We start from the raw sequence: 16,069 nt of genomic DNA, 5'->3' as shown, positions 1-16,069 counted from the left end.
TGTGACGGATGCCATTTTCCCCTTCTTTCTCGGGCAGGATGATCTTTGGATGGCGGTATGATAGGATTGGCTGCCGCGGCCTGGGGCGTCGGGCTGCGTTTGACTTTGGCAGTCATTCTGAATCGAAAAGGGGGTTCACCAATGAAGCTTGCCAATCGGCTTTTATTCGCCGCGTTGATTTCCGTCGGGCTTTCTTCTGCCGGCGCTTCAGGGCAAGTTGCCGATGCCCCGGATGGAAATGTGGCTGGCATTCCGGCCAATTACACCGAATCCAAAGTCGGCGAATATTCTTTGCCCGATCCGCTGCAACTAGCCGACGGACAGAAAGTCGCGGATGCAAACACCTGGTTCGCCAAGCGGCGTCCGGAAATTGTCAAGCTGTTTGAAGAAAACCAATTCGGCAAAAGCCCGGAGCGCCCGGCTGAGATGAGCTTCGATGTCTTCGATGCAGGCACCCCGGCATTTGATGGAAAAGCTCTCCGTCGGCAAGTGACCATCTATTTCTCCAAAGACAAGGCCGGGCCAAAAATGGATTTGCTCATCTATTTGCCGGCCGATGCCAAGCAGCCGGTTCCCTTGTTGCTGAATGCCGGCTTCACGGCCAATAACCTGGCGGTAAACGATCCGGGCGTGAAAGAGGGCGAAATTTGGGATCGGCAGCAGAATAAGCGCGTGCCGGCCTCCAACGGCCGGCGATTTGGAAGCTTGAACGTTGTGCCGCTTGTGGAAAAAGGTTTCGGAATTGCCACCGTGAATTACGCCGATATCGATCCGGATGCCTTGGGTGCGATTGGCTCCGGTGTGCGCAGTCTGTATCTCAAGTCAGGGCAAACCCAGCCGGCGCCCGACGAATGGGGTTCCATCGGCGCGTGGGCCTGGGGTTTAAGCCGCGCCTTGGATTATTTAGAAACCGATGCTGGCGTGGATGCCAAGCGCGTGGCACTGATGGGAGTTTCGCGGCTGGGCAAAACCGTCCTCTGGACCGCCGCCCACGATCCACGCTTCGCCTTGGTCATTGCCAGTTGTTCCGGCGAAGGGGGCGCGGCATTAAGCCGCCGCAATTATGGCGAAACCATTGCTCATTTGGTGGCCCCTACGCGCTACCCGTACCAGTTCTGCGCGAACTACCAAAAGTGGGCCGACAAAGTCGACCAGTTTCCGGTCGATTCCCACCTGCTCCTGGCACTGATTGCGCCGCGCCCTGTGCTGCTGCAAACGGGCGATACCGATCGCTGGTCTGATCCCAAGGGCGAATTTCTAGCTGCCGTGGCGGCCGGGCCCGTTTATAAGCTGCTGGGCAAGCAAGGGCTCGACACGGACCAAATGCCCGTTGCCGGCGAGCCAATTTTGCACACCATGGGCTATTACATGCACGCCGGCGGCCATGGCACGCTGCCTGCCGATTGGGTTGTGTTCCTCAAATTTCTGCAACAACATCTCCAGCCGACCCAAAAGGAGGGTTAAAACCGCCTCGGCCAAATTTCCGAACTTCTATTGGGTAACCGGCTCGGTCAATTATCTTGCCGGCCGTTCCAGAATACGCCGCGCTGACCTTATTTTCCCTCGCCAATGGCCGGAGGTCTCTTTTTGGCGCCGAGTAAAAAAAATTACTCTTGCATACGAAAATCTCATTTTCTCGTTCGCCGCCTGTTGCTATGATAAGGACAGAGTCGGCTGGCCGTATCTTTTCTTAGCGGCTGGCCGATCGGGTTGCGGCACGCCGCTTACGCTTGTCTCCGTGGGGGTTTTGTGAGCAGGCGCTTTTACAGCGGCGTTTATTCATGAAGGTTTGTCTGCGCGCGGATGGTGGACGTGGGCCACGTATGTGGGGCGCGCCGATTTTCGCTTGTGGAGCAATCAAAATCTATGAACGCACCTGCTGCCAATTGTTACCAATCGCCAATGCGTCATCCAACTGGCGCCTACGGCTCACGGTCCCGTACGGCCTTCACGCTGGTCGAGCTGTTGGTCGTCATCGCCATTATCGGCATTTTGATTGCCCTGTTGTTGCCCGCCGTGCAGGCTGCGCGCGAAGCCGCTCGCCGCAGCGGTTGCACTAACAACCTCAAGCAATGGGGCTTGTCGATTCAACTGTATCACGATACGAGAAAAGTGTTGCCGTATGCCTGCTATGCTCCCACGATCGCCGGTGTTCAAAATCGGCAGGGCTGGCCGCCGGAACTTTGGCCGTACATTGAAGAAAAGGCGCTTTCTCAGCAATATAGTTTGACCACACCCTATTACATGCCCCCCAACATCATTAACACCCCGGCTGGCACGCGTGGCGGCCCGTGTGCCACCCCTGTAGCCGTTTATTTTTGTCCAAGTGACCGCGGTGGGCCCGCCTGGGCTGGCCTGGTTGATCCTTCTCCCGGTCCTTTTCCTCGCTCTCGCGGCAACTATGTGCTCAATTGGGGGCCCGTTGGATACCCGACGGTCACTGTAAACACCAGCCAACCGATGTTTCAATTTCACGGCCCCTTTGGATTCAGCGACTTTAACTCCCGCAATCTGCCTCGCAAAGTCGCGCTGAAGGACATTCTCGACGGCACATCGAAGACCATGGTGATGTCTGAATGCATCATGTTTCCCGAAGATAATGCTGCCGATCATCGTGGAGATATCCTCAATGACGACGGCACCGCTTTGTTTATGACGACTGCTGGCATGACAGGGGCCGCGGTAAACTATCTGACTCCAAACAGTTCGATTCCCGATACGCTGAAGGTTAACCCTCTGGGCACTCCCATGTATTGCGATCCAACGACGAACAGCAAGTATCCGTTTATCCCGTGCACCAACGCCAATGCCACTAACGGAATTTATCATGCAGCCCGTAGCTTCCACGTCGGCGGCGTGAATGCAGCCATGGCGGATGGTTCGGTACACTTTTTTTCTGAAACCATTACCGGCGGCGTTTGGGCCGCGTTAAGCACCATTGACGGCTGGAACACCACGTTCGGCGGCGTCTCGACCAATTGGGAATCACAAGACCAAAGCGGCATCCAATGACCTTAGCAAACCACATGATCCACCGATCGTTCCCATTCGCCTGCGCATTGTTGGTAACGGCCAGCGCTTGCTGCGGTTGCAATCGAGGGCCCGCCACCGGCGATGTCAACGGCCAGGTAACCCTCGACGGCAAACCCGTCGTTATCGGAAGCGTGATCGTTACCGCCATCGATGGAAAAACTCCCTCGGCGGGCGCGGGCATTCAAAACGGACAATACGAGCTGAAGCATGTGGTGGTGAATAAGTATCAAGTAGCCATCTCGGCCCCGAAGGTCTTCGAGCCGGGCCACATTCCACCGGGCGTGGATACCTCCGGCGGCATCGTGCCCCCCGAGACGGTTCCGGCGAAATATAACTTGGAATCCGTCTTGACGTTAGATGTTCAAGAAGGCTCCAACCAGCACGATTTTAAGCTGGAAAGCAAGTAATTTGGCTTGCCGGAAGCCACCTCAGGGGGCATCCTTTGCCTCCCCACTGATCTAGAGATGGCTGCCACAAAGCCACGGCTTACCCGGGAGTGCAGCAGGTCATTCAGGCAGCCGGCTTGGCCACCCACATCAGTCCACTCCGCATGTCAAAAAACACATTAAAAAAACGTAAAATCTCAACGCCAAACAGTGGACATGGTTGTAGCCGCTAATTACATTAAGAGCACGGTTGGAAAAAACATTATTCCCAGTAGGAAACTTCGCATTCAACATTTTGACGTGCACTTAAGCGCACGCATTACCTTTAAGCTTGCATCGTGGAGCTGTGAAGAGGCGACACACAAGCTTTCACAAAGTAGAGGAAAGCTACCGAGAGGAACAACTTAAGTTTTCAGGGGAGTCTGCGAATGTCCATCTCACGCGCTTCTTTGGCGATCGCGCTCTTTGCGATTGGCCTATTCGGCATCGCCCGTTCTGCTTTGGCGACCGACATCATCTACGACGATTTGTTCGATGGCACTGCTGCCACCACCATCAACGGTAGAACGCCCGATACAGCCAACGGTATTGATGGCGGCACGGCCGGCGCCACATATGTTTCCGCTACGTCAGCGAATCTTGGAATTCCGAGTACCGCAACCGACGCGCTGTGGACCGTTAGCGGTGGCGCGAACACAGGCTTGGGAACGACATTCGCAAACATTACCGGCGCCACGACGACTAATGGCGCAGACGACGCCAATCAAATCGGCAACGTTTTCCTCCCCTTCACGCCGGATCCTGGCGACGGCTTTATTTACGATCTGCACATGCACAGCAATTCAGGAACTGAAACGCCGGCCACAACCGGCAACTGGCTGGGCATGGCATTTGTCCCCGCGGCACTAAATAATCACAACACTTGGGGCCAAGCGCTGTCGAACGATAACTCAACCGGCCTTATCATCATGAAAGGCACCGGCGCGGTGCAGGCGTTTCAGGGCAACGGGACTGGGAATCAAAAGGTCAATCTTGTCAATGGTTCGGTCACCACGGGCGCATATCATGATGTCGATATCATCCTTGATACGACGACATCGCCTTGGTCCATTAGTTGGCTTGTTGACGGCGTAACACCCACAGGCGGTGGACCACTCCAACTGGCTGCCAATCCATCGGGCGCTTCCGCCATTACCGGGATCGCTTTTGGCTCCAATAAGTTGAATGGCAGCGTGGCTGAATTCAGCCTGACTGCCGTGCCGGAACCGTCGACGTTGATTCTGGCCGGCTTGGGCCTGGTCGGTTTGATCGGCGCGGCTCGTCGCCGGAAATAGCGAGAGAAGAAACTCGCGATCCTTCCCTATTTCCGGGCAAGATTGGGGGTTTTTTGAATCCATAACCACTAAGCTTGCATCGTGGAGCTGTGAAGAGGCGACACACAAGCTTTCACAAAGTAGAGGAAAGCTACTGAGAGGATCAACTTAAGTTTTCAGGGGAATTTGCTAATGTCCATCTCTCGCATTTCGTTGGCGATCGCCGTTCTGGTGGTCGGACTTTTCGGTTTTGTTCTTTCATCGCAGGCGTCCGTCATTAACATGACCGCTGACGATGCGGTCGGCACAACCTCCTTCAATACCGCCGGGCATTGGAGTGATTCGAACGCCCCGGCAGCGGCGAACGACTACACCAACCTCAACTCGCCCACTACTCCCGTTCGTGGTCAGCTGCTGCGAACTCCGTCGTCTGCGGGCAACTTCAGTTTTGCTGGAAATTCACTGACGATCACCGGCGTTGCCGCTGTTGTAACTCCCGCCAATCAGGCGATCATTTGGAAGGGTACCGGCGGTTCCGCCGCAACTCCCAACGTGATCACCGTCAATAACTTGACCTTGAATCCCAATGGGTTCATTCGCCATGGAAGTGGTAGCGCCGATTTCTTCGCGCTGGCGGGGAACTTGCTCATCAATGGCGGAATCATTGACGCTCAAGGCCCGACCTACATTCAGTCGTTGGTTAGCGGCTCAGCAACCGTGATCATTGACTCTCCGGGCAATACTGATGTGGCGCGAACCGTACACTTTACGAACGGCGCCAACACATATACCGGCAGCATTAACCTCACGGAACAAAATGATGGCTTGGGAACCAACGTCCCCCGCTTTGAGTTGGACAGCACAGGCGTGTTGAATTTTGTCATCGGCGCCAATGGAGTCAATAACTCGGTCTTCACCACTTTGACTGGCATCGCTACCTACGATGGCGCGTTTAACTTCAATCTGGCCGGCGCCGACAACACCCCCGGCGATATTTGGTCAGTCGCAGCCGCGACTACCCAAACCTTTACCGGTACGTTTACCGTGACAGGCTTTAACAATGATGGCGGCGGCATTTGGGACGAAGTCGCCAATGGCGTGGACTACCAATTCAGCCAAACGACGGGCCAGTTAACCGTCGTTCCCGAGCCCTCGGCATTGCTGTTGGCCGGCTTGAGTTTGGTCGGTTTGATTGGGGCCGCCCGTCGTCGGAAATAATGAAGTAAAAAGCTCTCGCGGCCCTGCCCTCTCCCCGGGCAAGGGGCCGTACTTTCTGAATTTGTGTGTTTCGGCGGGCAGCGCTTCGACCAAACTAAGGGCGAAGCACTGCCCGCTGTTTTTGTTCCGGGCCACGTCCATCCCTTCCGAGGGTTCAAGCAGCATCTATCCGTGGGCAGCGGCTGCGGCAACTTCCGCCCGCCCGCTACGAAACCCGGAAAGCACCGGTGAGGTTGTGGGTCAGTTTAATCGATCAGGATGTAGCGACAGCTGTGCCCAGCCGTTTTTTCAGCGATTGGCGCGTCAGCGGCTGCGACCAACCTTCGGTCGGTGCCCGGCCGCCTCTACATTTCAAACTGACCAACTACTGCCGGTGAAAAAATGTAGTCGCAGCCGCTTTCGATTGCTATAATAGGCGGCGGGGCTAATCGTGGGTTGCTCTGTTCCTGGAGCCCTGCGAGTGGTTCGTTGATTCACGCTGGGGCCACGTGAAAAGCTGCCGGGACTGATACGGAACAAAAACTTATGCTGCGGAAGAGGCTCTCCACAAACCCGATGGTTCTGCGCTGCTTCCAAGCCGCCACGGGTTGCCGGGCAATCGGGCTGCTGGCGGCGCTGACCTGTGCGGCTTTTCCTGCCACCCCCAGTCGCGGGCAAAATTTGGGCTCGCTGACCACGGTCGTCAGCACCGGCGCATATTTCGCGCAAGATACCAATTCCTGCTCGATCGATCACGACAATTTAATTTCGCAGAACTTCACCAACGCCGGCGCGCAAAACACGGACGAATACCTCGCCTTTTATAACACCAGCGATCACATCGAAATTGGCCGGCGCACGTTCAACATTTCGACGGGAACGTGGGGGAGTTGGACGGTCGATTCGGCAAGCTCCACGGGCACAGGTTCCGGCACAAACACCTACACTATTTCTTCTAGCGATATTGGCGACGATCACGATGTCATTGCCATGGGCATCGATCCCAATGGCAACCTGCACATCTCGTGGGACATGCACAATGTCACGCTGAACTACGCCATTTCGAACGCGGCCATTACCGGCACCAGCGCATTCGGCTCAGGGGGATTTTTGCGGCTCAACAAGCAATCGTCGACCACGGCCCCCACGTTGTTTCCCTCCAGCGGCAGCACCACCAACGAGGTCACCTATCCGGAGTTTTTCAATGTGCCCGGCACAGGACAATTGATTTTTGCGTACCGCAACGGCGGCGCCGGCGGCGGCTCCGGCAACGGTAATCAGTACCTCAATCCGTACAACGCTTCGGCGAACACGTGGGTCAATAATTTCATGATCAACGGTGAGCTGACCAGCGTGAACGCTTATTTGAACGGCTTTGCCTACGACACCAATGGAAATTTAATCACCACGTGGACCTGGCGCGCCACGCCCAATTGGCAAACCAACAGCAATATTATGTTTGCCCAATCGCCCGATAACGGCGCGACGTGGTATCAGCAAGGTGGAGCCACGCAATACGCGCTGCCGATCATTCAAAACATGTCCGCAGGGGGCGCCGCGGCGCAGGTGGGGCAAATTATCGAGAACATTCCGCAAAACGACAGCTTCATCAATCAAACCAGCGAAGCCATCGACAATTTCAATCGTCCCATGGTGGCCACCTATTTGACGCCCGGTTGGAACCCCTCGACGAACAGCGGCAATCCCAACCGGCAATACATGCTGTTTTATTACAATGGCTCGCAATGGCTGAGTTCGCAAGTTAGCAATCGAGCCTCCGATACCAGCATCGACACCGGCGGCGGCGATGTCCGCGATTTGGGTCGGCCCATCGTGCTGGTCGACAAGCAAAACCGCGTGCTGGTTGTTACGCGCTCCGAAGATACCGGCATGGGCAAGTTCAACCAGTCGACCGTGAAAAACAACATTGTCATTTATTACAGCACGAATCTTTACACGTCTCTTACTCCCACGTGGACGACCCTGACGCTCGACAGCGCCAGCATGGGAAACTACGAGCCCACCTACGACGAAAACATGTGGAAGACGTATGGCATTTTAGATTTGTTCTACGAGCCGACCGGCCTCAGCGGGGAAACCTCGGCGGGCGTTTCGGTGTTGGAGTGGAACGAAGAGCAATTTTTTGCCGTGAAGGGAGACCTCAATAACGATGGCAAGGTCACAAACCTGGATGTGCAATCGATGATCAACGCACTGCTCAACCCCGCGGGCTACGAAGCAGCCAACGGCCTTACCGGACCTGACTTGAAAACATTGGGCGATGTAAACGGCGATGGTGTGTTCAACTCCGCCGACATTGTCGCTTTGGAGCAACAGTTAACCGGCAACGGCGGCTCCTCGTTGTCTTCCGTGCCGGAACCGGCGGCCTGGGAACTGTTGGCGGCGGGAACTTTTTTGTTGGCCTATGGCCGCCGCAGAGGGTGGCGCGTAACTGCGATCTAGTTCGCCCCTGGATATTCAACGAGCTTAAACGATCGGCACGCCTTCGTGCGCCGTCAGTTCAGCAAATAGCGCCGCCAGGCGTTGCGTTACCGCGCCCCGCTGCCCGCTGCCGATTTTGCGCCCGTTCACTTGCACGACGGGCGCTAGCTCTCCCATGGTGCCCGTGCAGAACATTTCGTCGGCCCGGTAGACATCGGTCAGCGATAAATCTTCCTGCCGGAATTCGATGTCGTTTTTGCGGCACAGCTCGATGACCACCGAACGGGTAATTCCTTCCGGGCAAGCCCGCACGTGGCCGGTCAACACCGCGCCATGATGCACCAAAAATACATGCGTGGCGTTGGTTTCCGCCAGGAAGCCGTTTACATCGAGCATGAGCGCGTCGTCGGCGCTGGCCAAATTCGCTTCGATTTTTGCCAAGATGGACGGCAATAAATTGTTGTGATGAATTTTCGGATCGAGGCAATCGGGCGGCGGACGGCGAATGCTGCTGGTAATGAGCACGATCCCCTCGCGGTCATACACCGGCGGCTTGAACTCGGCCAGCACAATCAGCGTGGGGCCCGATTGGTTCAACCGCGGATCCATGCCGGAGGTGACTTTAACGCCGCGCGTTAACGTCAGGCGGATGTGCACGCCGTCGCGCATATTATTCGCTTCCAGCGTGCGGCGGATTTGCTCCACAATTTCTTCCCGCGAGGGAATTTGCTGAAAGGCCAACGCCTTGGCGGAGCTAAACAGCCGCTCCAGATGTTCGTGCAGTTTGAAAATGCGTCCTTGATATAGCCGCAAGCCTTCCCATACCGCGTCGCCACCTTGCACGACCGAATCAAACGGGCTGATGCCGGCCTGGTCACGGTGAATAAGCTTACCGCTGATGTTAACGAGCAGATTGCGATTTTCTTCGCGAAATGACTGAAGCATAAAAAGCGATGGAAACAAAAGGAAATCGACGGTTTGGCGTTTCCAATGCAGCGAAGCGCGCAGACCTTCCACCAGTCGGTGCTTCCACATCCCCCCCCGGGGCTGGTAGCTCAATTATTGTAACCGATGGGCGTGTAAAATATCATAACTTTCCAGGCAGCGGTCATAAATTTCTTGGAAGGCCGCCGGCGCCTCGGTCGCCTTGGGCTGATACGGCCGAAATGACGTCGATTTCTCGACTTCCGGATACCAATGTTGGGCCCACACGCCATCGGTGGGCCGGGAGCCCGGCGGCCAAGAGAGCATCGATTCGTAAAAGGGGATATGCAAAATTTCGCATAGCTTGCTTAGTACCCGCCGCGGATTTTGCTGCACGTCTTTTGCATCCAGCACCGGCGGCGCCCTTCCGGTTTGATCTTGAATGCGCTCGAAAATTTCCTGTTGCTGGGTAAAGCCCAAATCTTCCAGCTCGGGCGTCACATTTTTGGCCAAATACGAGGTAATGACTTCGGCCGGATGCCGGATCAGAAAGCAGTTGCAGACCTGGCTCAGCCAGCGGCGATCGATTTCCGGCAGTAAGTGATGGGCCATGTGCTTTTGGAAAAACACCGCCTTCCCCTGCGGGATTTCGCCTGTCAGCCAGCGCACCACTTCGCGCCAATCGGTCGGTTGGCTGGCAATTACTTCGGCCGCCATGGGGTGTGGCTTGTGGGTAGCGTTCAAATAGAACGCATACAAGGGCTCATCGCAGACAAACGTATCGGGCCGGTTCCCCCAGGAGCGCATCATGGCCGTGGAAATATTTCGCGGCCCGGACCACATTGCTACCCGCACCGGTTTTTGCGGCGGTGCTTCCAACGTTGCTTTCTCGTTGACCATATTTACGTTTGCCGGCAGAGCGATGCCTGCGTATTATCATTTTTCGCATCCCGGCCTGCTAGAGGCAGCATGCGGCGATGTCCATTGCCTGGGACAGGCTGCCTTCAAATTTGGATACTATCGGCTGCCGGCCTGTCCTGTTTGGCCTTCGACGGATGGGTTATATTGCATCTTCGATGCTTTCCTTTGCTCAACGACTTGCCGCGGCGGTCCAATTAAAGCAAACGCCCGTGGTGGTGGGGCTCGATCCGCGCTGGCAATCGCTGCCGGAAAGTTTGCGGCAACCCTCCGCACTTCATGGCGAGAATGAACCGGTCCAGCAGGCGGCAGCCTTCGCCGAGTTTTGTCGCCGGGTAATCGATGTGGTGGCGCCGCTCGTTCCCGCGGTCAAGCCGCAGGTGGCGTTTTTCGAACAGCTTGGACCGCCGGGATTGATGTCGCTGGCGCAAGTGATTGCCCATGCGCGAAAGCGGGAACTGTTGGTCATCGTCGATGCCAAGCGCAGCGATATTGGCAGCACCGCGGCGGCTTATGCTTCGGCTTACTTTGGCCCGTCGGCTCCGTGGCCCGCCGATGCGCTTACCGTCAGCCCTTATTTGGGCGAAGACAGCCTGATGCCATTCGTTTCGGCGGCGCGAGAGCAAGGTGGCGGGCTATTTGTGTTGGTGAAAACATCGAATCCTGGCGGCGGCCAATTTCAAGATTTGCTTTGCGACGGCCAACCGGTATACCGCCAGGTGGCCGAGTTCGTGGAGCAACAATCGGCGGCTGAGATTGCTTCGCCCAGCCGCCAAGCCAGTGATGCGGCATCCAATGGCCGGCAAAAATCGCCCGCCTCCTACGGCAGCGTCGGCGCCGTGGTGGGGGCAACATATCCTGAGCAACTCGCCGAACTGCGGGCCGCCATGCCGCATGCGTGGCTGCTGATTCCCGGCTATGGCAGCCAGGGGGGAACTGCGAAAGACGTGGTCGCCGGCTTCGATGCCGACGGCCTGGGCGCAATTGTGAATAATTCCCGCGGCATTATTTTTGCGCACCAGCGCCGGGAGTATGCTGGCTTCGGTCCATCACGCTGGCAGGAAGCGGTCGAAGCTGCCACCCGAGAAATGATTGCACAATTGCGCTCCGAAACTCCGGCCGGGCGTTTGGGCCAGGGCGTTTAGCAGGGCCAGTGCCGTTTGATTGCGTTCGTCTAGAAGCACCCGCCACGTCACCGTCGCTAGCATTCACCCTGGGCTGGAATTTGCTCTTGACGTGGGCTGGCGCGCCCCCCTACCCTTTGCCGCTCACGGAAAACAGGCGGCACCCACTCGCTTATCTCCGGCAAGATTGATCCGCTCCAATCTGGGATCGATTTTGCCATATCCCTCCGCTGATTCGCATAATTCCCGGTCGCAATTCTCTTTCGCATGCTCATGTTGTACGGTCCGTAAGTCTTCTTTTCCCGCAAAGGTGTGTCGGCATGAAACGTTTTGTTGGCAACGAACGGACGCTGCTAGTGTTATTCGTGTTAATGTGGCTGGTCGTGGGTTCAGGATGTTGCTGCCGGTGGTTCAATTCTTCTTACAATCCGGCCCCGCCGGTTTGCTACACCCAGCCGGCGGCTCCGCCAGCAACTTATTACACAGCCCCGGCGGCCGCGCCGGTGGTGACGCCCACCGTGGTTCAATCGCCCGCCTGTGCGCCGGTCGTTACGCAGCCGTGCTGTCCGTGCCAATGCACGCCGCAATAAGCATTCACCGCCGTCTTGACCAGGCGGCGCTTCATTCACGATCTCCGGCACATATCTTGCACGTGAATTTCCATCCCATCTATCGCCGCATGCTGGTACGCTGTGGCTGGGGAACAACAAAGATCGCTGGTGGCTCGGAGAGCGGATTTTGAACGCATGGTACGCGCCGTGGTCCAATTTGTTCTCGATGTTCGCCGCGCCATCGAGCGCTGGTTTGCAGACGACGGTCCGCTGATGGCCGCGGCCACCGCGTATTACTTGGGGTTGTCGTTCTTTCCGCTTCTGCTGGTGCTGATCGCCGGCCTGGGTTGGTTTTTGGAGCATACCCATTCCGGCCAAGACGCGCGACAGACCGTGTTGGAAGCGATCGCCCAAAATGTTTCACCGGCCCTGAAAGAGTACGTGGCTAGTGCGCTCACGGCCGTGCAAAACCGATCGATCATCAATGGCCCGCTCGGGTTGGCCACGATGATCATTACCGCGCTGGCGGCATTTGCCCAGCTAGATTCGGCCATGGACCGCATCAACGGCGATCCGGCGGGGCAATCGAAAAGCTTGCTGGCCCACGCGCTGGCGCTAGTCATTCAGCGCGGCCGGGCGTTCTTGTTGCTGTTAGCACTCGGCCTGCTGGTGGTCATTGTGTTTTTGATCGGAATGGTCCTGGCCGCAGTCGAAACCCAGGCTTCCGACCTGTTGCCTTGGGTCGGCTGGATGTCCGACGCGCTGCAAATTGCCGCGGCTTTAATCATCAACGCCGGAGTGTTTACGCTGCTGTTCCGGCTGTTGCCGAAATCGCCGGCCGGCTGGGTCGATTCTTTCTACGGTGGCTTGCTCACCGCCGCCGCCTGGGAAATTGGCCGCCAGTTACTCACCATTTTTATTGCCCGCAGCAAATACACCAGCGCTTACGGCGTGGTGGGAGCATTTTTAGCGGTGCTCTTGTGGTGCTATTACGCCGTGAGCATTATTCTCATCGGCGCGGAGTACATCCAAGTTCTCAGGGCCCGCGGCGCGCCGCCCCTGACGGGCGATGGTGTTTAAGCCAGCGCGCTGCACACTACCTGGGCCAGTTTGCCAGCAGCTTATCCAACGCCGTTAATGCTGCGGCATGTGCGGCTAAACGCGATGGATGAAGATGCTCTACCAGTCGATCGAATGATTGCTGCGCTGGTTGCTGCCACGTGGAAGATAGGGGCGATGTAGTTGTGCCGGTTTTTGCCGGCGCTGCGGAAGTAGACGTAGTGGAACTGGCAACGGCTGTACTAGCAGATGACGTGTTGCCGGCAGAAGTCGCGCTGGAATTGCCAATGCTTGAAGTGCCAGTACTCGAAGTAACAGTGCTCGTCGAGTTTGAATTGCTTTGCGCCGCAGCCGGCGAGCTGCTTCCCCCGCCGCTCAGTAACAGATCTAGCAGTGCCTGCAAGTCGGTGTTGGTGAATTTCCCATCCTGGTTCACGTCGTCGTAGGTTGCCAATTGTGCCGGCGTCACCGAATAGGTTGTGAGGTACTCGTTCAAATTGGTCAGGGCTAGCTCGGCCGGGTTAATGTCGGCGGCGTCGACTACGCCATCGCGGTTGAAGTCTCCCAGCAGCGGCGTCATTACCGACGGGGTGTAATGATTTCCAAAATTCAGGCCGTTGGAATTACCCAAGGCGACGGCCACCACGTTGTACACGCCGCTCGCGGGCGCCGTTTCCGTGTAATTGGCTTGCGGCACTTCGCGAATAAAATGATTGCCCGGCGCCACATAGTTGAACTGGTAATTGCCGCTGGCGTCGGTGGTGGTGACATAGTCGGGCTGATTCGTAATTTGCAACGACCAGCCGGTAATGCTGCCGTTGGAATCGCGGAAGTTGTTGTCGACCACTTGCAGCTTCCAGGTGCCGTTCGGATTGGTCCCATCCAAAGTCGACAAAAATCCAATGGGCACGTAACTGCCGGTGAACGGCGCCATCGAAGAGCTGGTGGTGAAAATTGAAGTCGCCGCGTAATCGTCGAACACCGTATTGGTGTAATTCGCAATATTGCTCCCGCTGCCGTCGAAATTCCCATCCTTGTTGGTCAGCGTAACTTGCGTTCCGCTGGGGCTGATTAACGTAATCGTGAGGTGGTAATCCTTCAAATCCGTGATATTTAGCGTCACTTCCAGCCCGCCAATGTTTCCGGCAAAGCCCGAAATGGCAAGCGTCGAGGTGCTAGTGGCATTGGCATGAATGGTGGTGGGCACGTTGCTGGAATTGAACGTGGTTTGCACGGCCGGATCAAGCACGCCGTTGTTGTTCAAATCGTCGTACACGGTCCAGCCTGCCAGTCCTGCTTCGCCATTATCTTGCGTGCCGTTGCTGTTCACGTCGCTGAACACGGTTCCGGAAATTGTGGCGTTCCCTTCCATAGCGGGAACCAGCAAATTAATGAGAGGCGTGCCGCGCCCGGTCACTAAATCGTACCCAGGCGCCGCATTGTATAACGGGTTCGATCCGTTGGGGCTGTTGTTGCCTGTGGTTACATCGTGAAAGTCGGTACTGGGCAACTGATACAGCGTCGTGAGCAGCGCCTGGCTGGTGAGCGAATTCTCGTGGACCTCGCTACGGCCTTGATCGATGAGTGCGACAAAGCCGGCCCACACCGGCGCGCCCACGCTGGTGCCTCCCACCGCAATCCAGCCGGTCGAAGCGCCGAAATCGTACGAATCGTAAATGGCTACGCCGGTGTTAGGATTGGCATCGAAGGCGATGTCTGGAATGCTGCGCGTTGTCGGATTGCCCAGATTGGAATTTTGATCGACGACCGCGGTTTGATAGCTGGGCTGCGCCTCGTGGGTGCTAATTCCGCCGCCGCCGTCGTTCCATCCGCTTTCGCTGCTGTAGCTGCTGTTCGCATTCAGCGAGAGCGTCGTCCCACCCACGGCCAGCACGTTGGGCGAATAGGCTGGGTAATCGCCCGGCTCGCCATCGTCGCCGGTCGATGCCACAAACGTAATGCCTTGATGACCCGAAGGCGTAGTGAAGTTGGAATCGAAGGAATTTTCGCCGGAAAATTCGCCGCCGCCCCAGCTCATCGAAACGGCCACCACCCGCGGCTGCGTCACGGCCCAATCGATCGCGGTGTACAAACTATTTCCTGCGTTGTTCGCTTCCACGAGCAAAATGGTGGCGCCTGGCGCCATGGCGTGGGCCCATTCCACATCGAGCGAGGTTTCAATTTCCCAATCGTCGTTATCTTTACCGGCCGGATCAGTCCCCGGCAGCGAGCTCCCCCCGCTCTGATTCACTTTAATAATCGTGGTGTTTGGCAAACCAAACTGGGCATCAAACGCATTCAAATCGGCCTGAATCGTGGGGTCGTCGTAAGCGTCGATAATGGCAATGGTTTGGCCGCTGCCATCGGCTGGCAGCGATTGCAATTGCCCATCTTTAACGACGCTTAAGTTTGGCAAATTGATGCCGTATGCCTGATCAATTTGGGCCGGGGTGAAACCGACCGGCCCGGGCGAGCCCAACGGCTTCAGGCCGTGCTGCGCGGCCGGCAGTAAATAATCGGGATGAATTGCCGTGGGAGCAAATTTCACGGCCGTAAGCAGCCGCCGTGGTTCCAAAGGTTCTAGTCTTAACAGCCGGTGCGTGCCGGTTGGCCGGCGGCGAGAAGTGCCCGCGCGCTTGCGGCGTGGGCGAAGCGGCGTTCCCCAATGTTCAGCATTCATGCCAGGGTAAATCCAGACCGTTTAGCGCAAGACGTCGAGCTGCCGCCGAGCATCTCCAAAATCCTGCCGTTTGCCGTGCATTCCGAGAGACCGCAGTCATTCCACTACCACAGTGCCTTCGGACACACGCCCCTGGTCTTGAAAGAACCAATGCTTCCTTAAGGCATCATCTTCCAATGTTTGTGGCCGTTTGTCAAGGAATGAATGGATTGGGCAGCGGGTCAGTCTAATCGTGAGATTTTTGGTAGTAGGCAGTTTAGAATCGTCTAATCCTGAGAATTTTTGCGATTGCCGACTTATGGTAGATCCCGAATCGGCAATGCCATGAATAAACTGCCATCAAAAAAGAACAGGCCCAAAAATACGACTAGCGATAGGACGACGCCGAGAATTGCTCCAACTGCCAGGCCGCGAATTGGCCGTTTGTAAAGCAATCCTGCCG

12 protein-coding genes are annotated in these 16,069 nt (G+C 56.6%); 9 read left to right on the top strand and 3 right to left on the bottom strand.

Annotated elements, in window-relative coordinates:
• The first annotated feature begins 141 nt into the window (after nt 1-141).
• From VFE46_09635 to VFE46_09610, 6 genes are all read left to right on the top strand, one after another.
• Complete coding sequence (locus tag VFE46_09635; protein HZZ28248.1) at nt 142-1,464, top strand: acetylxylan esterase; 1,323 nt, start codon at nt 142-144, stop codon at nt 1,462-1,464.
• A 438-nt stretch (nt 1,465-1,902) separates the two neighbouring features.
• On the top strand, nt 1,903-3,012 hold the full coding sequence (locus VFE46_09630) for a DUF1559 domain-containing protein (protein ID HZZ28247.1): 1,110 nt from the start codon (nt 1,903-1,905) through the stop codon (nt 3,010-3,012).
• A 14-nt stretch (nt 3,013-3,026) separates the two neighbouring features.
• Nucleotides 3,027-3,440 (top strand): hypothetical protein, encoded by a 414-nt coding sequence (locus VFE46_09625; GenBank protein ID HZZ28246.1) that lies wholly within the window; start codon nt 3,027-3,029, stop codon nt 3,438-3,440.
• A gap of 407 nt (nt 3,441-3,847) precedes the next feature.
• The gene (locus VFE46_09620; protein HZZ28245.1) at nt 3,848-4,753 is read left to right on the top strand and encodes a PEP-CTERM sorting domain-containing protein; all 906 of its coding nucleotides are present in this window, start codon (nt 3,848-3,850) and stop codon (nt 4,751-4,753) included.
• A gap of 171 nt (nt 4,754-4,924) precedes the next feature.
• Nucleotides 4,925-5,950 carry a PEP-CTERM sorting domain-containing protein gene (locus VFE46_09615; protein HZZ28244.1) on the top strand — a complete coding sequence of 342 codons (1,026 nt, stop codon included), beginning with the start codon at nt 4,925-4,927 and terminating at the stop codon, nt 5,948-5,950.
• Nucleotides 5,951-6,475: 525 nt separating this feature from the next.
• Nucleotides 6,476-8,392 carry a BNR-4 repeat-containing protein gene (locus VFE46_09610; protein HZZ28243.1) on the top strand — a complete coding sequence of 639 codons (1,917 nt, stop codon included), beginning with the start codon at nt 6,476-6,478 and terminating at the stop codon, nt 8,390-8,392.
• A gap of 24 nt (nt 8,393-8,416) precedes the next feature.
• On the opposite strand, the gene VFE46_09605 is transcribed toward VFE46_09610, so the two are convergent.
• Together VFE46_09605 and VFE46_09600 are read right to left on the bottom strand one after the other, a co-directional pair.
• The gene (locus VFE46_09605; GenBank protein ID HZZ28242.1) at nt 8,417-9,316 is read right to left on the bottom strand and encodes an aminotransferase class IV; all 900 of its coding nucleotides are present in this window, start codon (nt 9,314-9,316) and stop codon (nt 8,417-8,419) included.
• Nucleotides 9,317-9,430: 114 nt separating this feature from the next.
• Nucleotides 9,431-10,195 (bottom strand): hypothetical protein, encoded by a 765-nt coding sequence (locus VFE46_09600; protein ID HZZ28241.1) that lies wholly within the window; start codon nt 10,193-10,195, stop codon nt 9,431-9,433.
• Nucleotides 10,196-10,371: 176 nt separating this feature from the next.
• Between VFE46_09600 and pyrF the strand changes: the two genes are divergently transcribed.
• From pyrF to VFE46_09585, 3 genes are all read left to right on the top strand, one after another.
• The gene (gene pyrF / locus VFE46_09595) at nt 10,372-11,358 is read left to right on the top strand and encodes an orotidine-5'-phosphate decarboxylase (protein ID HZZ28240.1); all 987 of its coding nucleotides are present in this window, start codon (nt 10,372-10,374) and stop codon (nt 11,356-11,358) included.
• A 299-nt stretch (nt 11,359-11,657) separates the two neighbouring features.
• Complete coding sequence (locus tag VFE46_09590; protein ID HZZ28239.1) at nt 11,658-11,927, top strand: hypothetical protein; 270 nt, start codon at nt 11,658-11,660, stop codon at nt 11,925-11,927.
• A gap of 168 nt (nt 11,928-12,095) precedes the next feature.
• Nucleotides 12,096-12,968, top strand: a complete 873-nt coding sequence (locus VFE46_09585; protein ID HZZ28238.1) for a YihY/virulence factor BrkB family protein — start codon at nt 12,096-12,098, stop codon at nt 12,966-12,968.
• A gap of 16 nt (nt 12,969-12,984) precedes the next feature.
• Here the strand turns inward: VFE46_09585 and VFE46_09580 are convergent, their stop codons facing one another.
• Nucleotides 12,985-15,627, bottom strand: coding sequence for a proprotein convertase P-domain-containing protein (locus VFE46_09580; protein ID HZZ28237.1), 2,643 nt, complete (start codon nt 15,625-15,627; stop codon nt 12,985-12,987).
• Nucleotides 15,628-16,069 lie beyond the last annotated feature (442 nt).

The organism is Pirellulales bacterium (assembly GCA_035656635.1).
In the GTDB taxonomy this organism is placed as follows: domain Bacteria; phylum Planctomycetota; class Planctomycetia; order Pirellulales; family JADZDJ01; genus DATJYL01.
The sequence above is the reverse complement of the archived record's forward strand: the minus strand, read 5'-3'. Positions and strand labels throughout refer to the sequence as shown.

What these genes read in the sequence shown, in the direction of transcription:
- VFE46_09635 (HZZ28248.1), top strand. Translation starts at nt 142, where the DNA reads ATGAAGCTTGCCAATCGGCTTTTATTCGCCGCGTTGATTTCCGTCGGG.
- VFE46_09630 (HZZ28247.1), top strand. Translation starts at nt 1,903, where the DNA reads ATGCGTCATCCAACTGGCGCCTACGGCTCACGGTCCCGTACGGCCTTC.
- VFE46_09625 (HZZ28246.1), top strand. Translation starts at nt 3,027, where the DNA reads ATGATCCACCGATCGTTCCCATTCGCCTGCGCATTGTTGGTAACGGCC.
- VFE46_09620 (HZZ28245.1), top strand. Translation starts at nt 3,848, where the DNA reads ATGTCCATCTCACGCGCTTCTTTGGCGATCGCGCTCTTTGCGATTGGC.
- VFE46_09615 (HZZ28244.1), top strand. Translation starts at nt 4,925, where the DNA reads ATGTCCATCTCTCGCATTTCGTTGGCGATCGCCGTTCTGGTGGTCGGA.
- VFE46_09610 (HZZ28243.1), top strand. Translation starts at nt 6,476, where the DNA reads ATGCTGCGGAAGAGGCTCTCCACAAACCCGATGGTTCTGCGCTGCTTC.
- VFE46_09605 (HZZ28242.1), bottom strand. Translation starts at nt 9,316, where the DNA reads ATGCTTCAGTCATTTCGCGAAGAAAATCGCAATCTGCTCGTTAACATC.
- VFE46_09600 (HZZ28241.1), bottom strand. Translation starts at nt 10,195, where the DNA reads ATGGTCAACGAGAAAGCAACGTTGGAAGCACCGCCGCAAAAACCGGTG.
- pyrF (HZZ28240.1), top strand. Translation starts at nt 10,372, where the DNA reads ATGCTTTCCTTTGCTCAACGACTTGCCGCGGCGGTCCAATTAAAGCAA.
- VFE46_09590 (HZZ28239.1), top strand. Translation starts at nt 11,658, where the DNA reads ATGAAACGTTTTGTTGGCAACGAACGGACGCTGCTAGTGTTATTCGTG.
- VFE46_09580 (HZZ28237.1), bottom strand. Translation starts at nt 15,627, where the DNA reads ATGAATGCTGAACATTGGGGAACGCCGCTTCGCCCACGCCGCAAGCGC.